Below are 24,715 nucleotides of genomic sequence, written 5' to 3'. Positions count from 1 at the left end.
AAAACCTGATAGGACTAATATTTTAATTATAAATCAAATCCAATACTTACGTTCAACTTGTTGGCAATCAACTTATTAATTCGTTGTTTTAGTTGAGGTAACTTCACACTTTCTAACACATTATTAGCAAAAGCATACATTAATAACGCTCTTGCTTCTTTTTCTCCAATTCCTCTGGATTTCATATAAAATAAAGCTTGCTCATCCAGTTGACCTATCGTACAACCATGAGAACATTTTACATCGTCTGCAAAAATCTCTAATTGGGGTTTAGAATTAATGGTGGCTTTATCACTTAATAAAATATTATTATTGGATTGAAAAGCATTGGTTTTCTGCGCTTCTTTGTTTACAATAATTTTACCATTAAATACACCTGTTGCTCTTTCATCAAAAATACCTTTGTAGTCCTGATGGCTTTCACAGTTAGGTTCGGTATGGTGTACCAACGTATTATGATCTACATGTTGTTTACCTTCTATAATAGTAACTCCGTTAAGGATAGAGTCAATACCTTCACCTTTTTGATAGAAATTTAAGTTATTTCTGGTCAGGTTTCCTCCAAAAGCAAATGTATGTACAGATGCTACACTTTGTGCCTGTTGTTGAATATAGGTATTATCTATTAACGATGCATTTTCATTGTCATTCTGAATTTTATAATAATCAACAAATGCTCTTTTATCTACAAAAATTTCGGTAACTGAATTTGTTAAAACCGGGTTCTCTGTTAAACTTTGGTGACGCTCTATGATTTGTACATGAGAATTCTCTTCTACTACAATAAGATTACGAGGCTGTAACATTTGCGTTAATTCTTTTCCAGTAGAAAAATGAATGATTTGTATTGGCTTATCGGCCATTTTATTCTTAGGAATATAGATGTAGGCTCCTTCTCTAGAAAAAGCAGTGTTTAATGAAGTTAAACCGTCCTGTGGAGCAACTTTATTAAAATAATTATCGATAATAGGTTTGTACTTATCATAATTCAGTGCTGATGACATCAGACAAACGTCGATTTTGTCATGCGTGGTTTGTGATAAATGAGAGGAGTATACGCCGTCTATGAATACAATTTTATAAGTATCCAGATCATGAAGAAAATACTTTTTCACGTCTTTAAATTCAAGTGCATTTTCTTCTTTAGAAAAAACACTGTAATCCTGCTTTAGTATTGCATTCAGCGAAGTATATTTCCAGGCTTCTTCTTTTTTGGTTGGAAACCCCTTTTCTTCAAAGACTTTTATAGCCTGACTTCTGATATCGTGCACAGAAGTATCTACATCTACGGTATCTTCAAAAGCCAGAAAAGAAGACACTAATTTTTCTTTCAGCTCCATAACTATGCGTTTATCTCTTCTTTAATCCAATCGTATCCTTTTTCCTCTAATTCCTGAGCTAGTTCTTTAGTTCCAGATTTCACAATTTTACCATCATACAAAACGTGTACAAAATCCGGTACGATATAATCCAGTAATCTTTGATAGTGAGTGATTACAATAATAGCATTATTTGCACCTTTCAGTTTATTTACTCCATTAGCCACGATACGTAATGCATCGATATCTAAGCCAGAATCTGTTTCATCCAGGATAGCCAGTTTCGGTTCCATCATTGCCATCTGAAATATTTCATTACGTTTTTTCTCACCACCAGAAAATCCTTGATTGAGCGAACGGGATAAAAACTTACGATCTATATCCAATAACTCAGATTTTTCACGGATTTTCTTTAACATATCCTTTGCTGGCATTTCTTCTAACCCTTGTGCTTTCCTAGTTTCATTAATTGCCGTTTTCATGAAATTTGTGACGGATACGCCAGGAATTTCTACCGGATATTGAAATGAAAGAAAAACCCCTTTGTGGGCACGTTCTTCTGCTGCTAGTTCCTCTATATCTTCTCCATTTAAAAGAATAGTACCTTTTGTAACTTCATATTCTTCTTTTCCCGCTACAATATTGGCTAATGTACTTTTTCCTGCACCATTAGGACCCATTATCGCGTGAACTTCTCCTGCTTTTACATTTAAGGTAAGACCTTTTAAAATTTCCTTATTGTCAACGCTAGCGTGTAAATCCTTAATTTCTAACATCTTATGTTTTTATATCTTTTTTAAATAAACTTTAGTGATTGTGACCTTCGTGTCCAGACTCACTTGATTGTTGTTCTGTATCCGAAGATTTTATTTTCGTTGGCAACTCTGAAGTTGGTTTACTCACACCAACAATTTCTTTTATTTCTACAATTTCAGGCCAACCTTCTTCTGTATTAGGTTTTACGACACCGTTAACTACTACGGGCACCATATCGTATTCCTCTCGTTGCAACGGTTTTATTTTTTTTGCTAATTCTTGAGCCATATCATCTACAACGACACCATAAATAAAATCTTTACCTTTTAGTACACCAGCGTTATCAATTAGTATATATTCCCCACGAATTAGAGTAGATTCGATATCAGATGATTTTTTCGAATCATTTTTACAGGAATTTATAAATAGGCTAAGTGTAAGTATTATAAAAAAATTCTTCATGTTAATTTAAAAATTTAGGTGATTTGGGCATATTAGAAAAATCAGATAATTCATGTTGTATATAAACCTTTGCATTCATTTCTTTAGCAAATTGTTCAAATGCTTTCATGCTTTGTTCTGACATCGGGATATCGTGATTAAATTGCGGGACAATTTGATCTTTTCTGTTTTTAGAGAAATGATACATATCACCGGATAATAATGTTGGACCATTATTGATAAGGTCCAAAAATAGAACTTGATGACCTGGTGTATGACCAGGAAGCGATTTAATAACTACAGAACCATCACCAAACACATCGTGATCTCCAGTTAATTTTTTAACATTTGTAAGTTTATTAAATGAATCTGGTGCATAAAAGCTATTTGTTTTAATCTCTTCTCCTTGCGCGTAATCGTATTCTGGAGTTTGAACTAACCAAAGAGCATCAGAAAAGTTGTTGGCTGCTCCAGTGTGATCAAAATGAATATGCGAAAAAGCAATATAATCTACATCTTTTTTAGACAGACCAATAGAGTTTAATTGGCTGGCAATTGAATCTTTTCTAGCTATTGTGAATGCTCCATCTGGTGTTGTATAGTTGGGATTACCGACTAGACCTTCTGGCAATCCAGTATCCCACAATAAAGTCCCTTTTGGGTGTTGTACCACATAAAAAGCATTTGCTAATTGTAAAGAATCGCCTTTGTAAGTGTCGCCTTGTGCAAAAAGATTAAGATTATTTGCACCAATAGTACCGCCATCAAAAGTATATAACTTAACTTCAGGTTTGATTACAGCTTCAATTTCTGGCGACTCTTCAGTAACCTCTTGCTTTTTTGTTTCTTTGCAAGCGACAAATAGCGTAGCAACAGTTATGCAGAAAATTAATTTTTTCATTAAATTTTAATGTTTTGAGTGTTTGTATTTATCACAAATTTATCCTACAGAACCTTCTAAAGAAATTTCCAAAAGCTTTTGTGCTTCAACTGCAAATTCCATGGGAAGTTTATTCAATACTTCTTTACTGAAACCGTTTACAATTAGGGCGATCGCTTTTTCAGTATCAATTCCTCTTTGGTTACAGTAAAAAATTTGATCCTCACCAATTTTGCTGGTAGTAGCTTCGTGCTCTATTTGAGCTGTTTTATTTTTTGCTTCAATATATGGAAATGTATGTGCCCCACATTCATTGCCCATAAGTAGCGAATCACATTGAGAAAAATTACGGGCATTGGCGGCTCTACTATTAATCTGTACTAAACCACGGTAACTATTTTGAGATTTTCCGGCAGAAATACCTTTGGATATAATGGTACTTTTTGTGTTTTTTCCTAGATGGATCATTTTTGTTCCAGTATCTGCTTGCTGAAAGTTATTAGTAACTGCTATGGAGTAAAACTCACCTACAGAATTGTCTCCTTTAAGCACGCAAGAAGGATATTTCCAAGTAACTGCAGATCCTGTTTCTACCTGAGTCCAAGAAATTTTTGCATTTGTTTCACAAATACCCCGTTTGGTTACAAAATTATAAACGCCTCCTTTTCCTTCGGCATTACCAGGGTACCAATTCTGTACAGTAGAATATTTTATTTCTGCATTGTCTAACGCTATTAGCTCTACAACTGCAGCGTGTAATTGATTTTCATCTCTTGAAGGAGCAGTACACCCTTCTAAATAACTGACATAGCTTCCTTCTTCAGCGACTACCAAAGTTCGTTCGAACTGACCTGTTCCTGCTTGATTAATCCTAAAATAAGTAGATAATTCCATAGGACATCTCACTCCCTTAGGGATATAGCAAAAGGAACCATCACTAAATACGGCAGAATTTAATGCCGCATAGAAATTGTCTTTTTGCGGAACAACGGATCCAATATGTTTTTTTACCAGTTCGGGATGCTTTTGTATAGCCTCAGAAATAGAACAGAATATGATTCCTTTTTCTGCAAGTGTATCTTTAAAAGTAGTTGCTACAGAAACAGAGTCCATAACAATATCTACTGCAACACCTGCTAATTTCTTTTGCTCATCTATAGAGATACCTAATCTTTTGAAGGTGTCCAGCAATTCTGGGTCTACCTCATCAAGGCTGTCATATTTTGGCTTTTTGTTAGGAGCAGAGTAATAAGAAATATCTTGGAAATTAGGTTTTTCGTAATGAACGTTAGCCCATTCTGGCTCTACCATCCGTTCCCAAGCTCTGAATGCCTCAAGTCTCCAATCTGTCATCCATTCTGGCTCATTTTTTTTATTAGAAATCGCGCGAACTATATTTTCATTTAAACCAACAGGAAACGTATCAGATTCTATATCAGTATAAAATCCATATTCATATTCTTTGGTTTCTAATTCTTTTTTTAAGTCGTCTTCAGTATATGCCATCTTGTTAAATCCTAAATTAAATTTGAGGATCTTGTTTTAAATTTTTATAGGGAAAAACTTTCTCCGCATCCGCATGTTCTATTTGCGTTGGGGTTATTAAAAACGAAACCTGTTCCGTTTAATCCTCCAGAATATTCTAGAGTAGTGCCGATAAGGTATAAAAAGCTTTTTTTATCAACAATTATTTTTACACCATTATCTTCAAAAACTTTATCTCCTTCTTCTTGATTTTTATCAAATTTTAAGTCATATGACAAACCGGAACAACCGCCACTTTTTACTCCAACACGAACGTAGTCTGAAGAAGTGTCATAACCATCATCACTCATTAATTCTATGACTTTCTTTTTAGCCGTATCTGATACTTTAATCATACTATTATAAAATAGATTAATTCTAAATTGAATGCAAATATACTACATATGTAGGTTTTATTTACATAACCTAACATTTATCTAACATATATTGTAATAGACTTTGTCTATAACAAATAGAGTAAAAGAATTTTTAAAACTCAGCAAAACGAGTGTCATTTACAAAGTCGTCATCTGTAAGTGTTTTTAAAAAGGAGATTATCTGTTGTTTTTCTTCCTCGGTCATAGGAACTCCAACTACGGTTCCATCAGAATTTTTAAAAATAGGATCTAAAGTTTCAGAATCAACAATGCCATCACTGTAATGATCCAAGACATCTTGTAAGGTTTTTAATCTTCCGTCATGCATATACGGAAAGGTAAGCTCAATATTCCTAAGGTTAGGTACCTTAAATTTGTAGAGGTCAGCAGCCAAACCAGTTACCCGGTTGCGACCAATATCGTTATATTGAGGGTCTATTGGCAATCCATTATTGCGGTAGGATTGGTCAGTAAACAACGTTCCCGAATGACACGAAGCACACCTGGACTTAAATAGTTCAAATCCTGCCGCTTCATCCGGGGTAAAAACGGACCCCTCATTTCTTTCTATTTTATCATATTTAGAGTTTGATGAGATCATCATTATCGTAAATTGTGCTAATGCTTTGAGGATATTTTCTGAGTTGATTTTTTGATCCTCAAACGCTTCGGCAAAAAGCGTTACGTATGCAGGTTGTTCTTCAAGTTTTTTAATAATGTTTCCAAAAGACTCATTCATCTCTACTTCTGCGGTGATCGGTATGATCGGTTGTAAATCTAGATGTATCGCGGCACCATCCCAGGTAAACTCATTCATAAATGCCAGATTGTGCAAGGGCTGGGCGTTTCTTGTGCCTAGTGCACCGTTTACTCCATGGCTTACAATATGTGTATGATGCGTAAAAGCAAAATCCTGAATATGGCAGAATCCGCATGAAATAACACCATCAGAAGACAAGCGACCATCATAAAACAGTTTTTTGCCGAGCTCAAACCCTTTTTCTGTAGGTGGATTAAGAGTTACATTATAAGTTGGTTCTGGAAAATTAGATGGAATTGTAAATTCTAATGCTGGATTTTGATCAATAGGTATATAGTCTTCTTTATCAGAATCACAAGAAACTCCGAAAAGAATTAATACTATGCAGCAAAGATTTCTTATCATTTAGTCTGAAGTTGTTATAGTAAACATGGTTTGTACGTTATTTGCAATTTTTTCAGAATCCGGATCCACTTGTATATCACTTTTATCCTCTAAAGAATGTGTATAAGTACTGCTGTCAAATATTTTAGCGACATCAGCTTCGATTGATAAATCAGATGTAGTTCCATTACCAATTGCAACCATATCAGTCAGGTTTAATGTAATTTCTTTATAATTATCTAAAACTGTTCCGTGACTTCCAATATGTAAAATAAAATCGCCCATTGTCCCTCCTTGAGGACTAAAAGAGCCTTCGAACTTAAGAAACTTATATCCTGCAGACCAAGACCAAAGCATGTTATTTTCTTCGGCAGTAGGAATGAAGTTGGCAATCCCATTTAGCGGGTAGTTTGATTGATCCACACCAAACCCAAATTTAATTTTGGTGTATACACCTGCTTCAATATCATTTAAGATGATTAGTTTACTGGAGGAAACCTCTTCATTAATTAAAAAATAACTATCCTCAACCGGGTATTTGAATTCTTCTCCATTTTCTTTTACTAAAACAATATTACTAATGATGTACTTTAATTCGGAAATTATATAATTTTCATTACTTAAATTAGTGTAAGACTCAGTATTTAAACTAATAAGTTCAGTACCGACTTTATTCGTGAAATCGATATTTAAGGTTCCGAATTGAGGAGTTGGATCATCATCTTTACATGATAGAATAGCTATTGAAACAAATAGTATTAGTGTTAGTTTCTTCATTTTATTTATATTTTATAAGTATCGCGTCTTTACCGCCTTGATTATTAGAAACATCGAAATCACTACTTTCAGCACTTCCTGCAATTATGATCTTTTTGTCTAGAGTTTCTATACAACCTACGGCAAACTCTTCTGCACTTCCTCCTATTGTTGATTTCCAAGTCACATCTCCAGTACTGTCAATTATAATATTCCAGATATCACTTTGACCTTGATTTTCATTTATATCACCATTGTTACTTCTGGAGTTACCCGTAATAATAAAACCGCCTTCTTGTCTCTTTTGAATTCCCCGACCGGTATCGAACTCAGTTCCACCAATTGATTTTTCCCAAATCAGATTACCATTTCCATCGATTTGTATCATCCAGAGATCGGCATTGCCTTTGGACTCTGAGATATCACCATCACTACTTCTGGAATCCCCGACAATAACGTATGTGCCATCTCCCGATTTGGCAATAGCATATGCAACATCAATTTCAGAACCTCCATAAGTTTTTTCCCAGACTTTGGTTCCTTCTGCGTTCACTTTAACTACCCAAAAATCATAACTTCCGTTGTTATTAGAGACATCAAAATCATCACTTTCTGAGGATCCAATCATTAAAAAGCCGTGGTCATTGGTTTGTATTGCATCATAACTTCTATCATTATTGCTTCCGCCAAAATAGCGCCTCCATTCGTTATCCCCCGTTGCGTCTAATTTGATACCCCAGAATTCTCCAACTCCATGTTTTTGAAAAGTTGTTTTATTATCATTGCCCTCTCCATTACTGGCTGAGACATCCAGGAAACCTGTAATAAAATATCCGTTATCATGGGTTTGAACTATTGAAAAAGCGCGATCAATCCCTGGAAACCCAAATGATTTTTCCCATTGGATATCACCCATACTATTGATTTTTAGAATCCAATAATCTTGAAGACCTTCATTGGTGGTAACATCTCCATCGTTACTTCTACTATATCCTACCAAAGCATAACCACCATCATTGGTTTTGATTATTTTTTGACCTCTATCATCTCCAGTACCACCGTATGTATTACTCCAGATAACATTTCCTTCTTTAGATATTTTTAGAGCCCAATAATCACTATCGGTTGCGGTTTTATCAGTGATATCACCATCAGTGCTCTGGGTGTAACCAAAAACAACATAACTACCATCTTCAGACTCGATAACAGATAATGCTTCATCTTCACCACTTCCACCAAAGGTTTTAACCCATTCTATCTCACCAAGAAAACCCTGAGTTGGAGTTGGATTGACTAGTTCGACAGAAGGATCATCACTAGAACATGCTACCAAAGAAAGTAGCATCAAATTAGTAATGAAAACCAGAAAGGGATTGTGTCTATTATTCATATATTAATTAATAATTAGCTTTTTAGTTGAATCATTTATTCTCACTAAGTATATTCCTGGAGCATAATTAAGAGAAAGTTCGATATTTTGCGAATTGTTAAATTCTGTAATTTCCTGCATCTTTTTCCCTAGAACATTAAATATTTCTATTTTTTCCAAATTAGATGCATTCGCACCGTCAATTGTAATTATAGATTTTGTTGGGTTTGGATACATAGTAAACTCTGATTTTTGTGTAAAATCATTTATGCTCAAAGTATTACTTCTCCTAACGAGCAAAAACCCTCTTTCGATATCACTGATTACAATGTTCCCGCTATTAAAATAGGGATACACGTTCCAGGAACCATTAAATCCAGCGTTGTCATTAGAAGGATAGCTATCAAACGAACCAATCTCAGTTATATTTTTATTTGCAATATCAGAAATGTCAATGACACGTAAACCAGCTCTGTAGTTAGCAAGATAAAATTTATTTCCTTTTACATATCCATTATGATCTATTGCTGGTGTGGGGCCGTTATAAGACATGTGAATTTTTGGGTCATCTAAATCTTCAAAATCAAAAATGATCGTTCTGGTATTAAACCCAACATTGCTCTCATCAAACTCGTCACCTAATAAAAAATAACGGTGATCTTCTGTAAACCACCCTTGATGAGTGTATCCGATATTAGAATATCCAATGGTTGATAAAGTAACTGGATTGTCTTTATTTGTAATGTCAGCAATAACGACTTCTAGTTGATTGCTTCCTATAAGAATTTCTTTTCCCACGTGTTCTGTGTCAGGACCATTGTATGTAATAACTTGTGCATCGTGAGAATAAGGGTCTCCACCAGAGGATACAAAGCCACCAGCGGCTACAGGGTTTTTAGGGTCTTGTATGTTTATAAAATGAGGTCCCCCACTAAAAGTGGATGTTCCAACCGCATAGGCAAAGCCAGTATCTTCATTAATGACAATATTATGTGCATTACCAAAACCAGTATAACGTTCATCTGCAGTAAATGTTTCCGGAGTGTTAGTTACATTTCTTAATCTGGTTAAGTCAAACACTTGCATTCCGTGACTAGATGCCTCACTTACAATAAAGGCATGGTTTTGATATGTTTTTATGTCTCTCCACGAACTATTGGATGTAGCTGTTGGTAGTTTTCCTAAATATATAGGGTTTAAGGGGTCAGAAACATCAATAAAAGCGGTTCCGTTATTTAGCCCAATAATTGCATACTCTTTTCCATCAGAAGGATCAGTCCAACCCCAACTATCATTGCCCGAATTGCCTGCCATGGTAGATAATGAAATCTGAGCCATCAGATCGTAATCATTACAAGGAAAGGATCCGGCCATTCCATTTTCACATATAGTTTGAGAATGAACCCCATAGGATAGCAGCATTAGGTTTAATAAAAATAGTTTTTTCATGTTGTATTTAGGTTTTAATAGTAAAATGACGTTAAATTATGTTTAGTTGTTGTATTTTTAGTATGAACTAGTTTTGTTCGGAGGTCTCTTTAACTAATATAAACCCCGAGTTCATATCACTTATAACAATGTTACCACTTTCAAAATAAGGATAGACATTCCAGGCACCATTAAAACCTACTCCATTACTAGATGGAAAAGTGTCAAAAAAACCAATTTCGTTCATAGATTGTGATTCAATATCTGAAATATCAATGATTCTGATTCCAGCTCTATAATTAGCTAAATAAAATTTATTACCTCTTACATAACCATTGTGGTCAATCGCCGCAGTAGGGCCAATATAGTCCATATGAAATGTAGGGTTGTCAAGGTCTTCAAAATCAAACACAATCGTTCTTGTATTGAAGCCGACTCTTTGTTCATCAAGTTCATCGCCTAATAAGAAAAATCGCTGATCTTCCGTAAACCAGCCTTGGTGGGTATACCCTACATTGGCATAACTAATTGTAGAGATCGTCTTGGGATCATTCTTATCAGTTATATCCGCAATAACAATTTCTATTTGGTTACTGCCTATTAAAATCTCTTTTCCTATGTAATCAGCATCTGGACCACTATACGTTATAACTTGAGCATCGTGACTATACGCGTCTCCACCATTAGAAACAAAACCTCCAGCCGCTATTGGATTCGTTGGGTCCAGTATATTTATAAAATGTGGACCACCGCCAAAAGTAGATGTACCCACAGCATATGCAAAACCGGTATTTTTATTAATGACAATATTGTGTGCATTTCCAAAACCAGTATATGTAGTATTTGCTGTAAAATTTTGTGGCGGATTGGTTACACTTCTTAATGTTGTTAAATCAAAAACCTGCATTCCGTGACCTGGTGCTTCACTAACAATAAAAGCATGATTTTGATATACTTTGGCATCACGCCAGGAACTGCTCTCTGTGGCAGTAGGCAATTTTCCTAAGTATATTGGAACTTCAGGATTAGAAATATCTATAAAAGCAGTACCATTATTAAGGCACATAATGGCATATTCTTTACCATCAATGGGATCTGTCCATCCCCAGCTATCACTCCCTCTAGAAGCTTCCATTACAGAAAGAGATATTGACGAGATAAAATTAACTCCACAATTAGGATAAATTCCCCCTGAAATTTGGGCAGAGCAACTTATAGGGTTGTCGTTGTTATTTTCATTATCACTGCTACAATTAAGAAATAACAAAATGTACAAAACATATATTATACTGCTTAGGTACCTATTCATATTTTAAAATACTAGTTTCTATTAACTGGTTGCAGGATGCATATATATAACAAGTAAGTACAAAAATACCCTACAAATCTTAGGAATGGAAGGTAGTAAAAAAAAGTATGTTCAACTTGTAATGAGGTCACAAAAACTTCTTAGGTTTTATAAACATTGAAGAAGTTAGAGGAAATTTTAATATGACATTAGGCGTATATACGGAATTTGATGAAAACGGAGATCTTAACCTATTTATAAATTGAGTAATCATACATCGTGTATATAAGGCAGAAAGAAGAACCCCGTTGGGTAAATATATTGTTCCCGGAAAACATAATTAATAATCGCAATGGCTATATATTGGTTACTGTGGCAGAAAGGAGTCATAAGTTAACGAAAATTTCAGGCATTTTATTTTTAGAGGAAGCAGTTATAAATGATTCGACTGCGGTAAATTATCACCGAAAATGTGTTTAAAATAAACAAATTACTCTTGGATTTTTGGGATTTTTATGGAATGGATTCAGCATGTTCGCTACCTTTGCAATATGATTGAAGATAAAAATACATCAAAGACATCCTTATCAGAATTAGGAGAGTTTGGTTTGATAGAGCACTTAAGTAAAAATTTTGAAATCAAACAAGAATCTACCATTCGTGGTATTGGAGACGATGCGGCAGTTTTGGGTTTTAAAAATAAAAAATGTGTATTGACTACAGATTTGCTAATTGAAGGAGTACATTTTGATTTATCTTATGTACCGCTGAAGCATTTGGGTTATAAAGCAGTAATAGTAAACCTTTCTGATGTGTATGCAATGAATGCCACTGCTTCGCAGATCACAGTCTCTATTGCTGTATCCAACAGGTTTCCTTTAGAAGCATTGGAAGAATTATATGCCGGAATTCAAACAGCAACTAAAATATATAACATAGACCTAGTTGGAGGTGATACCACTTCTTCTACAACCGGATTAATGATTAGCATAACAGCTGTGGGTTTTGCAGACGAAGAAAGTTTAGTATATCGTGATGGTGCTAGAGAAAATGATCTGTTGGTAGTTACTGGCGATGTGGGAGCCGCTTATTTAGGGCTTCAGATATTAGAAAGAGAAAAACAAGTATATAAAGCAAATCCTAATTTGCAACCAGATCTAGATCAATATTCATATTTGATAGAAAGACAACTAAAACCTGAAGCCAGAAGAGATATTCCTCAACTACTTAAAGCGTTGGGGGTAAAACCAACCAGTATGATAGATATTAGTGATGGGTTATCTTCTGAAGTTATTCATTTATGTAAAAAATCTAAAGTTGGAGTAAACTTGTATGAAGAAAAGATACCTTTGGATCCTTCAGTTATTTCTACTTGTGAGGAATTTAAATTAAATAGCACTACTGTGGCTCTTAGCGGAGGAGAAGATTACGAATTATTGTTTACGATTAAACAGGAAGATTTCCCAAAGATCAAAGCAAATCCAAATCTTACGGTAATTGGTCATATGACCGATGAGAAAAGTGGAATTGGATTAGTAACTAGGGCAAACGAAAAAATAGAACTTATTGCACAAGGTTGGAATCCAATTAAAGAATAATTTACGAGGCAGCCTGAAAATTAATTTCTCTTTTCTTTCTAGCAATTTTCTTGGCGTGTACAGAAGCTAATGCATCATTAATTTCTTTAAGTTTTGGCGTCATCACTTCTAATCTGCCTCTACTATTGGTTGTGGCTTGTTCTCTACAATGTGAGCACGTGTATTCTTTAATATGGTGTGTCACTTGTTTAGAGATAACATAATCATGACCAAATAAAGAGCAGTAAATTCTAGAAATGGAAAATGACGAATGTGGGGTATATTTCTTCATTCTTGAGGGGTTAAAAGTTCATTATCAATACAATAATAAGATTTTTTTAGTTAGTAACACTAGTTTGTAAGAAAAAATTTTAAAAAAACTTCAATAATCGCTTGCAAATGTTATTTCACACTATTTTTGACTATAAAAAAAGCACTTAATCGATTAAATTAATTGTAGATAATGGTTTCGTATATCTGCCTAGATTGTTATAAAGTAGAAAAAATTACGCAGATGCAAGAAAACGATCTAGCAACTTTAGAAGCTCGTTAAAATTTTCTATATAAGACATATGACCCCCATTAAATGAGATTAAATCTGTTCTACATTTTTTAGATTCATCAATGCTCTGTTGGTATGGTAGTACCGGGTCCTTTTCTCCAGCAAAAATTATTTTTGGGTTTTTAAATTGTAATAAAACCGAAGCGCGATTCTTTCTGATTTTCATACCTTCCAGAGCAGCAATGATTCCTTGCAGCGGAGTTTTGGAAGCTTGAATTTTTATGGACTTGATTTGATCACAAAATTTTGAACGGTTTTCTTCAGCAAACAGATTAGCAATAGCCATACTAGTGTAAGCGTTGGGGTTTTTCTTAACAATATCGATTGCTCTGCTTCTATTTCTCTTTCTTTCTTGACTATCTGCAAACGAACTGGAATTGAGCAACACGAGTCCAGAAACTCCTTCAGGAAACAAGTCTAGATATGCTAAAGAAACGTACCCACCCATAGAATGACCAATAAATACAGCGTCATCAATTTTGATGTTCTCCAAAACGGCTTTAACTGCGGCTGCCATATCTTCCATTCTATGGATATAACCAATACAATCTGTTTTTCCGTGTCCTAGCAAATCAATAGTAATACAGGTGTACATCTTAGAAAAATGAGAAACGATCTCATCCCACATTCTTGAGTTTTCGAGAAAACCGTGTAAAAAAATCAAAGGTGTACCTTTTCCGAAGGTGTTGTAATGAATTTGAATGCCTTTGTATGCTAATGTCATTTTGAAATTTTATATTTCAGCTTTTTTATCAATAATCGTTTAAGCGATATAAACCTAACCAAATGCGATTTAATAAAGAAACTTTTGTCACAGGATTTGCTTTGTTCTCAATGTTTTTTGGTGCAGGTAATTTGATCTTACCCCCTAACCTTGGCTTCAAAGCTGGCGAGATGTGGTTCTGGGTTGCTGTTGGTTTTGTTATCTCCGCTGTCGTGCTTCCGTTGCTTGGGATTTTTGCACACGCTCGATTGCAAGGAACTATGATGGATTTCGGAAAGAAAGTGTCTCCTTCATTTAGCCTCGTTTATTGTCTGATCGTATATGCAATTTCAATTGCACTGCCATCACCAAGAACAGCTTCAGTAACCCATGAGATAGCGATCCAACCTTTTTTTGGGACTGGTTCTCTATTGACAAGCGGAGTATACTTTAGTTTCGTATTGTTTTTTGTGCTGAACAGGTCAAAAATCTTGAATATTATAGGAAAGTTTCTTACACCGATAATCATTATGGTAATTCTTAGCATTATATGTATAGGAATTTTTTCTACTCATTTTCCAATGAAAGCCTCGGATTTTGAAATACCTATGATAGCAGGTCTTTTGGAAGGGTATCAAACATTTGATGCTATCGGCGCGGTGGTTGTAGGAGGAGTGATAATTATTTCTCTTCGATTAAAAGACAAGAAAACCTTCATAGAAAATCGAGAGTTAATTCGTAATTCTGGTATTATTGCAGGAATAGGACTATTTATCGTGTATACAGGATTGATATATAATGGAGCCTTGTTTAATGGTGATTTTGAAAGTGACATAAGCAGAACAGCATTATTATCAGGCATAAGTTTAAGAACCTTAGGAAACATTGGAAACGTTTTTTTAAGTGTTTTAGTTTCTTTAGCGTGCTTTACCACCGCTGTTGGAATTGTAACAGGAACTTCAGATTTTATAAAAGGTTTATTCAGAGAGTCTCAGAAAGCATATATCCTTACAGCGATTGTAGGGTGTATCCTTGGCGTTGTCATGGGTCAATTGGATGTACATGATATTATTGTGGTAGCCGTTCCTGCTTTAATGTTTATTTACCCAATTACTATTATATTGATACTATTAAATGTACTACCAGAAAAGTTCATTTCTTCTTCCGTGTTCAGAACTGTTGTAATCGTAACAGTTCTATTTAGTTTTCCAGATTTCATGACATCTATCGGTTTTCGGGACGAAGTACAGCCGTTGCTGGAATTTATTCCTCTTGGCCAATATAGTTTAGCTTGGTTGTTACCCGCTTTTTTTAGTTTTGTTATTAGTAACATTTTTATCAAATTAACAATTAGAAAGTAATGATGTGTTATTTTTAAAAAGTAAATAACATACGGCATTGCCTTTTTTGTTAAATTCGCATGCTTTAACGTTTTATTATGAATGTTAGCATAAGAATTTTTAATAAAGGGGAAAACATATATCGATGAAAAAACTTACCATTATAGCAGCTACTGCTTTATTAATACTTTCGTGTACAAAGGATGATTACATTCCAATTACGTCCAATTTGGATTTTGAATTGCTGAGTGCACTAGATGATGCATCTAACGGAGAAGGGGCAGCATTCTTCATATTACCTGAGAGTGACGACTATGCAAGTATTCCACAAGATCCATTAAACCCTATAACAACGGAAAAAGTTGCTCTAGGAAAACTATTATTACATGAGACCGCTACAGGAGGAAGCCCAAAAATTTCAGAAATGAAAGAAACTTATTCCTGTGCATCTTGTCATCAAGCTGCGGCTGGTTTTGGTGCTGGATTACGACAAGGAGTCGGTGAGTGTGGAGTTGGTTTCGGAATAAGAGGAGAAGAAAGGGTTGTTAACTCTGAAGTTCCTAGAGACTCTGTAGACGTACAACCTGTAAAATCACCGACGTTATTAAACGTAGCTTATCAGGATGTGATGCTTTGGAATGGACAATTTGGAGGAACAGGTACGAATGCAGGAACGGAAGCTAGTTGGACAAATATTCAGGAAAACTTTTTAGGGTTTCAAGGGATCGAAGTACAAGCTATCAAGGGTCAGAAAGTACATAGATTACTAATAGATGCTGAGTTTGTAAATACTTTTGGGTACAAAACTCTTTTTGATGCAGCGTTTCCTGATGTAGCAGAAAACGAAAGATATACAAAAGATAATGCAGCTTTAGCTATTGCGGCTTATGAGAGAACGTTGTTAGCTAATAGATCTCCTTGGCAAGACTGGTTAAAAGGTAATAATAGCGCATTAAGCGACTCAGAGAAAAAAGGGGCGATTGCTTTTTTTGGAAAAGGAAAATGTTATGAGTGTCATACAGGACCTGCTTTAAACGATAAAGAATTCCATTCTTTTGGAATGGGAGATTTTGATGATACTAATGAGGCTATGCTTTTGTCAGATGTTAACATGCAAAACGTAAAAAGAGGAAGAGGTGGTTTTACCAATAATCCTGATGATGATTTTAAATTTAAGACACCAACATTATATAACGTAGTAGACAATGGATTTTATGGTCACGGAGGAACTTTTACTTCGGTAAAAGATGTAATATCCTATAAAAATCAGGGAGTTCCACAAAATACTGAAGCAACTGCAGCAAACTTAGCGCCTCAATTTGGAACGATAAATCTTACAGAAGAAGAAATTGATAATATGACTTCTTTTATAGAGAATAGCTTACGAGATCCTGAATTGAACAGGTACGTACCTGGATCTATTAATTCAGGAAATTGTTTTCCTAACAATGATAACATATCCAGAGAAGACTTGGGATGCGATTAATTTAAGGTAGCTATCCACCAGGTATTGCCGTAAGGATCTTTAAAACCAGCTCCGCGAGCACCGTAATCCTCTTCCATGGGTTGCATTAGGGATGTAGCCCCTGCATCAATTGCATTATAGTAGGTTTGGTCTGTATCTTTTACATATACGTACATCGATGTATGTTGAGCTGGATACGTTATAGAAGCTTCTGTGATCATAATAGTAGTGTCTCCTATTACCACTTCAGAATGTTCGATTTTATAAGCAGTATCTACTTTACGGATCATTTCCTGAGCATTGAATATTTTCCTGATGAATTCAATAAAATCATCAGCATTTTTAATAACCAGATAAGGCATTGCCTGCTGATGACCTGCTGTAATTTTCATTCGTTGCATAGATATTCTTTAACGGTTTGACATGCAACGAGAAAACCGTTATAAATATTCTCTAATTTTTCAAAAAAAGATCATAAAATGACCTGTTCATCAATTCTTCAATTTCTTCAACTTCAATAGGAATACTAGCCATTAAGTTAAAAGGCTCTCCTTTTTCTTGTATCACTACATCATCTTCCAATCTTATTCCAAATCCTTCATCAGGAATATAGATCCCAGGTTCTACAGTGAAAACCATATTTGCCTGCATCGGTTCTGTAAGTATTCCATAATCGTGCGTATCCAACCCTATATGATGAGAAGTACCATGCATAAAATATTTTTTATAAGCCGGCCAATCCGGATCCTCTTTCTGCACATCAGCTTTGTCAATTAGTCCAAGCCCTAATAATTCTGAAGTCATCATTTTGCCAACTTCTACGTGATAATCAGCCCATATAGTCCCTGGTACTAACATTTTAGTAGCTTCATTTTTCACTCGCAACACAGCATTATAAACAGCTCTTTGACGATCAGTAAATTTACCAGATACAGGAATAGTACGGCTTAAATCACTAGAATAATTGGCATACTCTGCCGCAACATCCATAAGTATCAATTCCCCTTTTTTACACTGTTGGTTGTTTTCTACATAATGCAATACATTGGCATTATTACCACTTGCGATAATTGGCGTATAGGCAAAACCTTTGGATCGGTTATTGATAAATTCATGCAATAGCTCGGCTTCAATATTATACTCCCAAACACCTGGTTTTACAAAACCAAGAAGTCTTCTGAATCCTTTTTCAGTAATATTGCAAGCAGTTTGCATCAGGTCTAATTCTATTGGATCTTTTATAGAGCGTAATCGTTGTAGAATAGGGTTGCTCTTAGCTACTGTGTGAGCAGGGTATTTAGCTTTCCACCATTTTGTAAAGCGGTCTTCTCTGGTCTCTGTTTCGTTATTTGCTCTGTAATGTTCATTGGTATTTACATATACTGTATCACATTGTGTCATAATCTCGAAGAAAACTTTTTCAAAATCTTGTAACCAATATACTGTTTTTATTCCTGCGGTTTCAAAAGCTTTTTCTTTGGTAAGTTTCTCGCCTTCCCAAACTGCAATATGTTCGTTAGTTTCTTTCAAAAATAAAATTTCACGATGTTTTTCTTTTGGTGCGTCTGGAAACAAGACCAAAACACTCTCTTCTTGATCAACACCACTTAGATAAAAAATGTCCCTGTGTTGTTCAAAAGGCATGGAACTGTCAGCACTAATAGGATAGATATCATTACTATTAAAAACGGCAATACTTCTTGGCTTCATCATAGCCATAAAATTTTTTCTGTTTTTTATGAAGAGATTTTTATCTATTTCGTGATATTTCATGTGTTTTAATGTTTTAGGTGTGTATTTTGGATTTCAAAAATACTAAAGCAAAAAGGATGTATTGTTAAACAATAACTAAAAATTTTGACACTATTTTAGCATTATATACTTTCAGCCAACTAAATTACCATCGTTATGAAAACATACCTATCAACTTTTTTATTAACACTCATTAGTATTTCTATTTTTTCGCAACGCCCGGCAACATCGGCTGAAGAAATTCAGAAAGGATTATTACAGAAAACACAACTCGAAAAATCATCTTTGGTAAAAAACGTTCCTTTTGAGAATATTGGCCCTTCTGTAATGAGTGGAAGGGTTGTAGATGTGGATGTAAATCCTGAAAATACAACAGAATTTTATGTTGCCTATGCTTCTGGTGGACTATGGTATACTGTAAATAACGGAACAACATTTGATCCGGTTCTGGATAATGCTGAAACGATTAATGTAGGAGATATCGCCGTAGATTGGAAAAATGGTACGATCTGGGTTGGTACAGGAGAAAATAATTCATCCAGATCGTCGTATGCAGGTATTGGAATTCTAAAATCCAGTGATAAAGGTAAAACCTGGAAGAATGTAGGGTTGGTCGACTCCCATCATATTGGCAGAATTATCATAAACCCCAATAATCCAAAAGAGGTAGTGGTAGGTGTCACCGGCCATTTGTATTCTAATAATCAAGAAAGAGGAGTATATAAAACAACGGATGGAGGAACTACCTGGGACAAAACACTATTTATTAATAATGAGACAGGCGTTATCGATGTAGCGTATGCACCAGATAATTTTGATATAATGTATGCTGCAGCGTGGGATAAAGACCGCAAGGCTTGGAATTTTGAAGGGAACGGAGATGGCTCAGGAATTTATAAAAGTATTGATGCAGGTAACACGTGGAATAAAATTTCATTAGAAGGGAGCGGTTTTCCTATAGGAAATGGAGTAGGACGAATTGGACTGGCGGTTTTTGATGAAAATACTATTTATGCTGTTCATGATAGTCAATATAGAAGAGATGAAAGCAAAAAAACAGAAAAAAGATCAGGGCTCTCCAAGGAGGATTTTAAAACAATGTCTGTGGATGCATTTCTAAATCTCGAAGACAAAAAATTGAATCGTTATTTAAAAACTAATGGGTTCCAAGAAAAATATCGCGCAGAAAATGTCAAGCAAATGGTTCGTAGCGGTTCAGTAAAACCAATTGATCTGGCAAAATATTTAGAAGATGCAAACGCTGCCCTTTTTGACACTCCCGTCGTTGGAGCTGAGGTATACCGAAGTGATGATGGCGGGGTCACTTGGAAAAAAACACACAAAGAATATCTGGATGACATCTTTTACAGCTATGGATATTATTTTGCTCAGATACAGGTGAACCCTACTAATAAAGATCATATTTATATCTCTGGGGTGCCTATTCTTAAATCAAAAGATGGAGGAAAAACCTTTAAGAGTATTAGTGCAGAAAATGTACATGCAGATCATCATGCACTTTGGATCAACCCTAAAAATCCAAACCACTTAATAAATGGAAATGATGGCGGGGTGAATATTTCGTATGACGATGGAGAACATTGGATCAAAGCCAACCAACCTAGTGTCGGTCAATTTTATGCAATCAATGTAGATTATGAGAAACCGTATAATGTTTATGGGGGATTGCAAGATAATGGTGTATGGGTTGGAGCTGTAAACGCAAAAGAAAATGCTTCTTGGCACCAAAGCGGTCATTATCCTTGGAAGAGTATTATGGGAGGAGATGGCATGCAAGTACAGATCGATAATCGGGATCATAATATCGTGTATACTGGATTCCAATTTGGTAATTATTATAGATTAAATCGGGCTACCGATGAACAGACGTATATTCAACCAAAACATGAATTGGGTGAATCTCCATACAGGTTCAATTGGCAGACCCCGATCTTATTGTCACCTCACAATCAGGATATTTTGTATTTAGGAGGCAATAAATTAATGCGATCTATGGATCAAGGAGTCCAATGGACTGCAATTTCAGGTGATTTAACTAATGGAGGAAAAAAAGGGAATGTAGCATATGGAACATTGTCGTCTATTTCTGAATCCGTATTTCAGTTTGGTCTACTATACACTGGTAGTGATGATGGTCTGGTATATGTTTCTAAAAATGCAGGAGGAAATTGGATAAAAATTTCGGATGATTTACCAAAAGATTTATGGGTGTCTAGAGTCATAGCTTCTACGCATAAAAAAGAGAGAGTTTATGTGAGTTTGAATGGATATCGATGGGATGATTTTACCCCATACATTTATAGGAGTGAGGATTATGGGCAAACCTGGAAAAATATAGGAAAAAATTTACCGATATCACCGGTCAATGTAATTAAAGAAGATCCTGAAAATGAAAATGTACTGTATGTAGGGTCAGATAATGGTGCCTATGTTTCATTGGATGGAGGAAGTACCTGGCAAGTATTTTCTAAAGGAATACCAAATGTTGCTGTTCATGATATCGTAGTGCATCCAGAAGCCAATGATCTCTTACTGGGAACTCATGGAAGGAGTATTTACAAAACGAATATCGAACCACTACAAAAATTAGACAGCGAGATAATTGCCTCTGGTTTATATGTATATCCAATGAAAGCCAGAAAAGCCTCTCCACGTTGGGGAAGTTCTTGGAGTAAATGGTTAGACCCGTACGAGCCCTCTACTACTATTAAATTTTATGCGAACAACGCGGGAGCGGTAACTGTAAAGATTACAACAGAAAGCGGGAAAACACTTCAGGAGTTTTCTGTTAATTCTGATAAAGGATTGAATTATACTACATATGACCTGACGATTTCTGACAAAGGAAGAAAAGCATTGTTAAAAGAGTTTCCAGATGAAGACGTTTCAAAAAAGAAAAATGATAAATATTACCTTCCTGTTGGAACCTACGAAGTGACCATTTCTGATGGAAAACAAATCGAAAAAATTCCTTTTGAAGTAAAATAAAACATAAATCCAACTTTATTGCGTTTAGGATATATTTACATAATTATATAAAGACAATCAATCTTTTTATGTTACTTTATATAAAAGTTTATTAACCAACGTAATGAAAGTTAACCCCTATAACACGGTGATCTTTTTAGGATGCCTGACGCTTGTTGTCGTTGCATTATGGAAGCTCATTGTATACTGGAAAAAAGATAGCACCTATCGTTTTCTATATGGATTCTTAATTTCTTCTAATCTTGTTATTATACAGGTATTATTAATGGATTTTGGTTTCCACAAACAGCATTCCTGGATACTTGCTTTCTTTATTCCGTTTCAATATCTATCTCCCGTATATTTTACCGCATTTATTTGTTACTATTTAAAAAAAGAAGAACTGTATGTACAGAATCGAAACTATTTGTTTATTCCATTTATTGGTTTTTTTGTGCTGTATACCCTACTTAAAATCAATGTTTTTTTTGATTATGCTTGGATTTCGAAAGAAGTTTTTACAATATTCCATACAGAAGTCGACGAGAATTCTGCGTTGACATTTAATATTATTATAAGTGTTTGGAATCTTATGATTATTCATAAGTATGAAAATACAATTGGTCGATTATCTTATAATCAGGTGAAGAAAAAAACACAATGGATTAAGACTATCGTTGTTGTTTTTGTTGCGTTTAACGTAGTTTGGTTATTGACCATTGTTTTATTCTTTATAAGAAAAGATATTAACGGTCATTTCCCATATTATCCATATTGGATTTTATATTTACTTTTTTATTATTCATTTTTATACTTAGGTTCAAAACACCTTAATGAGGTTTCTGAACGAAAAGAATCCGAAGAAGCAGCGGTTCAAAAAGCTATAGAGAATTTCAGAATGTCCGGACTGAATCATATGTTTTCTGAAGAAGAGTTAGAATTAATTCATTATGATAAGCCATCACAGATTACAGGCATACTTAGCTATTTTTCAACCTCCCTATTCGATAAAAATAAGCTTGAAGATGTATTGTGGGATATTGTAGAGAATTGTATAGCCTATTTACAATTAGAAGACTGTATAATTTATATTATTGATGAATCAAAAAAGACACTTGTTCAAAAAGCTGCATTTGGCAATAAAAACCAGGGTGAACGAAGTATACTTAGTCCTATAGAAATTTCTATTGGGGAAGGAATAGTAGGACAAGTTGCTCAATCTGGAGAATACGAGTGTGTATACAATGTTACATATGACCAACGGTATGTAGTAGATGATATTAGTAGAAAATCTGAATTGGCAGTCCCAATTATAGTAGAAGGTAAGGTTGTAGGAGTTTTGGATTCTGAACATTCTCAAGAAGGGTTTTTTGATGAACACCATATTTTATTATTTCAACTTATTGCAAAACTTACAGCAAAGAAACTAGCCCAGATTAATATTAAAAACACTACGAATATTACCAATGATAATTTATATTTTAAGGAGCTTCATTTTTTGATGAAAGAAGCTAAAATTTACAGAGATTCAAGTTTGGGATTGGAGAGTATATCCAAAATGCTAAAAATTAGTAGTAACTATTTATCACAGATGGTAAATAAATCAAGCGGAACTAATTTCTCGGATTATGTAAATAACTTTCGAGTAGAAGATGCTAAATCCAAACTCAAAAACCCAGAGTTTGCAAACTACACTGTGTTGGCTATTGGTTTAGAATCTGGTTTTAATTCTAAGTCTACTTTTTACAGCGCTTTTAAAAAACACACCGGTATTTCACCAAAAGAATATAGGGAAACACCTTAAAAAAAGTCCGAATTCTTTGAAATTCAAGTTTTTCGGACATTCTTACTGTTCCTTGTTATTAGGTTTGTTGCATTAATTTTTTAAATCGCAAAAAAATGAACGCAATGACAAATTTAGCAAGGCTTATTACAGTAGTAGTATTATCTACATTCATATTTTCCTGTGAAGGAGAAGATGGTGCGGTAGGACCGCAAGGAGAACAGGGCGAACAAGGACCTCAAGGAGATCCGGGAACAGCCAATGTAATATATTCTGATTGGTTTGCTAATGAATTCAGTAATGATATTATACCAACATCTAGTTCTTTCACGATCCCAGCACCCGAACTAACCAACAATATTATTAATGAAGGAGTAATACTTGTTTATGGTAGAAGAGTTGAGGCAGATTTAAGTAACCGTACATATCAACTGCCAATTGTTTTTGGAGCTTCCAGACAACAATCCTATTATTATAGTGTTTTGAATGATAGTGAAGAAATTAGAATAACCGTAGTAGCAAATGAACAAGGAGAAAGTGTTGGAAATGGTACGTTTTTTAACCAATATAAATACGTAATCATTCCAGGAGGACAAGCTGCGGGAATAACGGCATTGGATTTAAAGCACATGACATATGAAGAAATAGCAGAATTATTCAACATAAAATAAATTTTTCTGTAAACAGTTAATTAGAAAAGAACTAAAATAATTTAGAGACAAATCAAATGATGTAAGAGATATAGAATAGGTTCTCCAAAGTCAATTTACTTATAAAGTCTTTGTACACGTTTTGCTTGTACAAAGACTTTTTTAATTTTTTAAGTTACCTTACGTGCATTAAAATTGCTGTTATGACACTTACTATGAGTATTCCCGCATTGCTTTTTCCGGCAATATCATTGACAATGTTGGCCTATAACGCGAGATATTTAGCGATAGCAGCTCTAATACGGCAGCTATATAAAGAGTATTTGAATATACCATCAAAAAGTACCGTTTTGCAGATCAAAAACCTAAGAAAGCGATTATGGTTAATAAGAAACATGCAAGCTATAGCTATAGTAAGCTTTCTTACCAGTGTAATCACGATGTTTTTGTTATATGTTGAAAAAAATAATCTGGCAAACCTGATATTCGGTATAAGCTTATTTGCCCTAATGATTTCGCTTCTTTTATCATTTATTGAGGTTCAGATCTCTACCAAAGCACTTTCTATAAGATTAGACACAATAGAAGAAAATAATTAGAAATTCTTATATTG

General features: G+C 34.7%; 22 protein-coding genes. 7 read left to right on the top strand and 15 right to left on the bottom strand.

Going from position 1 to position 24,715, the window contains the following annotated elements:
- Positions 1 to 26 precede the first annotated feature (26 nt).
- The 11 genes from sufD to ACWGOQ_RS06510 form a co-directional block, all read right to left on the bottom strand.
- On the bottom strand, positions 27 to 1,340 hold the full coding sequence (sufD, locus tag ACWGOQ_RS06560; RefSeq protein WP_452055928.1) for a Fe-S cluster assembly protein SufD: 1,314 nt from the start codon (positions 1,338 to 1,340) through the stop codon (positions 27 to 29).
- A gap of 2 nt (positions 1,341 to 1,342) precedes the next feature.
- Positions 1,343 to 2,095 (bottom strand): Fe-S cluster assembly ATPase SufC, encoded by a 753-nt coding sequence (gene sufC, locus ACWGOQ_RS06555; RefSeq protein ID WP_452055929.1) that lies wholly within the window; start codon positions 2,093 to 2,095, stop codon positions 1,343 to 1,345.
- A 31-nt stretch (positions 2,096 to 2,126) separates the two neighbouring features.
- Entirely contained in the window at positions 2,127 to 2,537 is a 411-nt protein-coding gene (locus ACWGOQ_RS06550) for a hypothetical protein (protein ID WP_452055930.1), read from the bottom strand.
- Position 2,538: 1 nt separating this feature from the next.
- The gene (locus ACWGOQ_RS06545) at positions 2,539 to 3,417 is read right to left on the bottom strand and encodes an N-acyl homoserine lactonase family protein (RefSeq protein WP_452055931.1); all 879 of its coding nucleotides are present in this window, start codon (positions 3,415 to 3,417) and stop codon (positions 2,539 to 2,541) included.
- 39 nt (positions 3,418 to 3,456) lie between these two features.
- Positions 3,457 to 4,902, bottom strand: coding sequence for a Fe-S cluster assembly protein SufB (gene sufB / locus ACWGOQ_RS06540; RefSeq protein ID WP_452055932.1), 1,446 nt, complete (start codon positions 4,900 to 4,902; stop codon positions 3,457 to 3,459).
- A gap of 44 nt (positions 4,903 to 4,946) precedes the next feature.
- Positions 4,947 to 5,276, bottom strand: coding sequence for a HesB/IscA family protein (locus tag ACWGOQ_RS06535; RefSeq protein ID WP_452055933.1), 330 nt, complete (start codon positions 5,274 to 5,276; stop codon positions 4,947 to 4,949).
- Between the two features lie 133 nt (positions 5,277 to 5,409).
- Positions 5,410 to 6,462 (bottom strand): cytochrome-c peroxidase, encoded by a 1,053-nt coding sequence (locus ACWGOQ_RS06530; RefSeq protein ID WP_452055934.1) that lies wholly within the window; start codon positions 6,460 to 6,462, stop codon positions 5,410 to 5,412.
- Positions 6,463 to 7,218, bottom strand: coding sequence for an MbnP family protein (locus ACWGOQ_RS06525; RefSeq protein WP_452055935.1), 756 nt, complete (start codon positions 7,216 to 7,218; stop codon positions 6,463 to 6,465).
- Position 7,219: 1 nt separating this feature from the next.
- On the bottom strand, positions 7,220 to 8,587 hold the full coding sequence (locus ACWGOQ_RS06520; RefSeq protein ID WP_452055936.1) for a hypothetical protein: 1,368 nt from the start codon (positions 8,585 to 8,587) through the stop codon (positions 7,220 to 7,222).
- A gap of 3 nt (positions 8,588 to 8,590) precedes the next feature.
- Positions 8,591 to 10,015, bottom strand: coding sequence for a choice-of-anchor B family protein (locus ACWGOQ_RS06515; RefSeq protein ID WP_452055937.1), 1,425 nt, complete (start codon positions 10,013 to 10,015; stop codon positions 8,591 to 8,593).
- A 67-nt stretch (positions 10,016 to 10,082) separates the two neighbouring features.
- Complete coding sequence (locus tag ACWGOQ_RS06510; protein ID WP_452055938.1) at positions 10,083 to 11,303, bottom strand: choice-of-anchor B family protein; 1,221 nt, start codon at positions 11,301 to 11,303, stop codon at positions 10,083 to 10,085.
- A gap of 530 nt (positions 11,304 to 11,833) precedes the next feature.
- Here ACWGOQ_RS06510 and thiL point away from each other — a divergent pair.
- On the top strand, positions 11,834 to 12,880 hold the full coding sequence (thiL, locus tag ACWGOQ_RS06505) for a thiamine-phosphate kinase (protein WP_452055939.1): 1,047 nt from the start codon (positions 11,834 to 11,836) through the stop codon (positions 12,878 to 12,880).
- Position 12,881: 1 nt separating this feature from the next.
- Here thiL and ACWGOQ_RS06500 read toward each other — a convergent pair whose 3' ends face one another.
- Together ACWGOQ_RS06500 and ACWGOQ_RS06495 are read right to left on the bottom strand one after the other, a co-directional pair.
- Positions 12,882 to 13,151, bottom strand: a complete 270-nt coding sequence (locus tag ACWGOQ_RS06500; RefSeq protein ID WP_452055940.1) for a DUF1660 family phage protein — start codon at positions 13,149 to 13,151, stop codon at positions 12,882 to 12,884.
- 214 nt (positions 13,152 to 13,365) lie between these two features.
- The gene (locus tag ACWGOQ_RS06495; RefSeq protein ID WP_452055941.1) at positions 13,366 to 14,145 is read right to left on the bottom strand and encodes an alpha/beta fold hydrolase; all 780 of its coding nucleotides are present in this window, start codon (positions 14,143 to 14,145) and stop codon (positions 13,366 to 13,368) included.
- A 62-nt stretch (positions 14,146 to 14,207) separates the two neighbouring features.
- Here ACWGOQ_RS06495 and brnQ point away from each other — a divergent pair, with 62 nt between their 5' ends.
- Both brnQ and ACWGOQ_RS06485 read left to right on the top strand, forming a co-directional pair.
- Positions 14,208 to 15,485 carry a branched-chain amino acid transport system II carrier protein gene (gene brnQ, locus ACWGOQ_RS06490; RefSeq protein ID WP_452055942.1) on the top strand — a complete coding sequence of 426 codons (1,278 nt, stop codon included), beginning with the start codon at positions 14,208 to 14,210 and terminating at the stop codon, positions 15,483 to 15,485.
- A gap of 124 nt (positions 15,486 to 15,609) precedes the next feature.
- Positions 15,610 to 16,950, top strand: coding sequence for a cytochrome-c peroxidase (locus tag ACWGOQ_RS06485; RefSeq protein WP_452055943.1), 1,341 nt, complete (start codon positions 15,610 to 15,612; stop codon positions 16,948 to 16,950).
- Here ACWGOQ_RS06485 and ACWGOQ_RS06480 read toward each other — a convergent pair.
- Positions 16,947 to 17,330 carry a VOC family protein gene (locus tag ACWGOQ_RS06480; protein WP_452055944.1) on the bottom strand — a complete coding sequence of 128 codons (384 nt, stop codon included), beginning with the start codon at positions 17,328 to 17,330 and terminating at the stop codon, positions 16,947 to 16,949. The genes ACWGOQ_RS06485 and ACWGOQ_RS06480 overlap by 4 nt on opposite strands.
- A 52-nt stretch (positions 17,331 to 17,382) precedes the next feature.
- The gene (locus ACWGOQ_RS06475) at positions 17,383 to 18,702 is read right to left on the bottom strand and encodes an aminopeptidase P N-terminal domain-containing protein (RefSeq protein ID WP_452055945.1); all 1,320 of its coding nucleotides are present in this window, start codon (positions 18,700 to 18,702) and stop codon (positions 17,383 to 17,385) included.
- A 135-nt stretch (positions 18,703 to 18,837) separates the two neighbouring features.
- On the opposite strand from ACWGOQ_RS06475, the gene ACWGOQ_RS06470 reads away from it, so the two are divergent.
- The 4 genes from ACWGOQ_RS06470 to ACWGOQ_RS06455 all read left to right on the top strand — a co-directional run bounded on the left by ACWGOQ_RS06470 (position 18,838) and on the right by ACWGOQ_RS06455 (position 24,701).
- Positions 18,838 to 21,690, top strand: a complete 2,853-nt coding sequence (locus ACWGOQ_RS06470; RefSeq protein WP_452055946.1) for a WD40/YVTN/BNR-like repeat-containing protein — start codon at positions 18,838 to 18,840, stop codon at positions 21,688 to 21,690.
- Positions 21,691 to 21,793: 103 nt separating this feature from the next.
- Complete coding sequence (locus ACWGOQ_RS06465) at positions 21,794 to 23,473, top strand: helix-turn-helix domain-containing protein (RefSeq protein WP_452055947.1); 1,680 nt, start codon at positions 21,794 to 21,796, stop codon at positions 23,471 to 23,473.
- A gap of 104 nt (positions 23,474 to 23,577) precedes the next feature.
- Entirely contained in the window at positions 23,578 to 24,123 is a 546-nt protein-coding gene (locus ACWGOQ_RS06460; protein ID WP_452055948.1) for a hypothetical protein, read from the top strand.
- A 182-nt stretch (positions 24,124 to 24,305) separates the two neighbouring features.
- A complete protein-coding gene (locus ACWGOQ_RS06455; RefSeq protein ID WP_452055949.1) occupies positions 24,306 to 24,701 on the top strand; it encodes a DUF2721 domain-containing protein in 396 nt (131 codons plus the stop codon).
- Positions 24,702 to 24,715 lie beyond the last annotated feature (14 nt).

The organism is Aquimarina ulvae (assembly GCF_053613295.3).
Note: the sequence above shows the minus strand (reverse complement) of the source record. Positions and strands in the feature narration are given on the sequence as shown.

Bases quoted from the DNA above. Each gene is read 5' to 3' on its own strand.
- sufD (WP_452055928.1), bottom strand. From the start codon at position 1,340: ATGGAGCTGAAAGAAAAATTAGTGTCTTCTTTTCTGGCTTTTGAAGAT.
- sufC (WP_452055929.1), bottom strand. From the start codon at position 2,095: ATGTTAGAAATTAAGGATTTACACGCTAGCGTTGACAATAAGGAAATT.
- ACWGOQ_RS06550 (WP_452055930.1), bottom strand. From the start codon at position 2,537: ATGAAGAATTTTTTTATAATACTTACACTTAGCCTATTTATAAATTCC.
- ACWGOQ_RS06545 (WP_452055931.1), bottom strand. From the start codon at position 3,417: ATGAAAAAATTAATTTTCTGCATAACTGTTGCTACGCTATTTGTCGCT.
- sufB (WP_452055932.1), bottom strand. From the start codon at position 4,902: ATGGCATATACTGAAGACGACTTAAAAAAAGAATTAGAAACCAAAGAA.
- ACWGOQ_RS06535 (WP_452055933.1), bottom strand. From the start codon at position 5,276: ATGATTAAAGTATCAGATACGGCTAAAAAGAAAGTCATAGAATTAATG.
- ACWGOQ_RS06530 (WP_452055934.1), bottom strand. From the start codon at position 6,462: ATGATAAGAAATCTTTGCTGCATAGTATTAATTCTTTTCGGAGTTTCT.
- ACWGOQ_RS06525 (WP_452055935.1), bottom strand. From the start codon at position 7,218: ATGAAGAAACTAACACTAATACTATTTGTTTCAATAGCTATTCTATCA.
- ACWGOQ_RS06520 (WP_452055936.1), bottom strand. From the start codon at position 8,587: ATGAATAATAGACACAATCCCTTTCTGGTTTTCATTACTAATTTGATG.
- ACWGOQ_RS06515 (WP_452055937.1), bottom strand. From the start codon at position 10,015: ATGAAAAAACTATTTTTATTAAACCTAATGCTGCTATCCTATGGGGTT.
- ACWGOQ_RS06510 (WP_452055938.1), bottom strand. From the start codon at position 11,303: ATGAATAGGTACCTAAGCAGTATAATATATGTTTTGTACATTTTGTTA.
- thiL (WP_452055939.1), top strand. From the start codon at position 11,834: ATGATTGAAGATAAAAATACATCAAAGACATCCTTATCAGAATTAGGA.
- ACWGOQ_RS06500 (WP_452055940.1), bottom strand. From the start codon at position 13,151: ATGAAGAAATATACCCCACATTCGTCATTTTCCATTTCTAGAATTTAC.
- ACWGOQ_RS06495 (WP_452055941.1), bottom strand. From the start codon at position 14,145: ATGACATTAGCATACAAAGGCATTCAAATTCATTACAACACCTTCGGA.
- brnQ (WP_452055942.1), top strand. From the start codon at position 14,208: ATGCGATTTAATAAAGAAACTTTTGTCACAGGATTTGCTTTGTTCTCA.
- ACWGOQ_RS06485 (WP_452055943.1), top strand. From the start codon at position 15,610: ATGAAAAAACTTACCATTATAGCAGCTACTGCTTTATTAATACTTTCG.
- ACWGOQ_RS06480 (WP_452055944.1), bottom strand. From the start codon at position 17,330: ATGCAACGAATGAAAATTACAGCAGGTCATCAGCAGGCAATGCCTTAT.
- ACWGOQ_RS06475 (WP_452055945.1), bottom strand. From the start codon at position 18,702: ATGAAATATCACGAAATAGATAAAAATCTCTTCATAAAAAACAGAAAA.
- ACWGOQ_RS06470 (WP_452055946.1), top strand. From the start codon at position 18,838: ATGAAAACATACCTATCAACTTTTTTATTAACACTCATTAGTATTTCT.
- ACWGOQ_RS06465 (WP_452055947.1), top strand. From the start codon at position 21,794: ATGAAAGTTAACCCCTATAACACGGTGATCTTTTTAGGATGCCTGACG.
- ACWGOQ_RS06460 (WP_452055948.1), top strand. From the start codon at position 23,578: ATGACAAATTTAGCAAGGCTTATTACAGTAGTAGTATTATCTACATTC.
- ACWGOQ_RS06455 (WP_452055949.1), top strand. From the start codon at position 24,306: ATGACACTTACTATGAGTATTCCCGCATTGCTTTTTCCGGCAATATCA.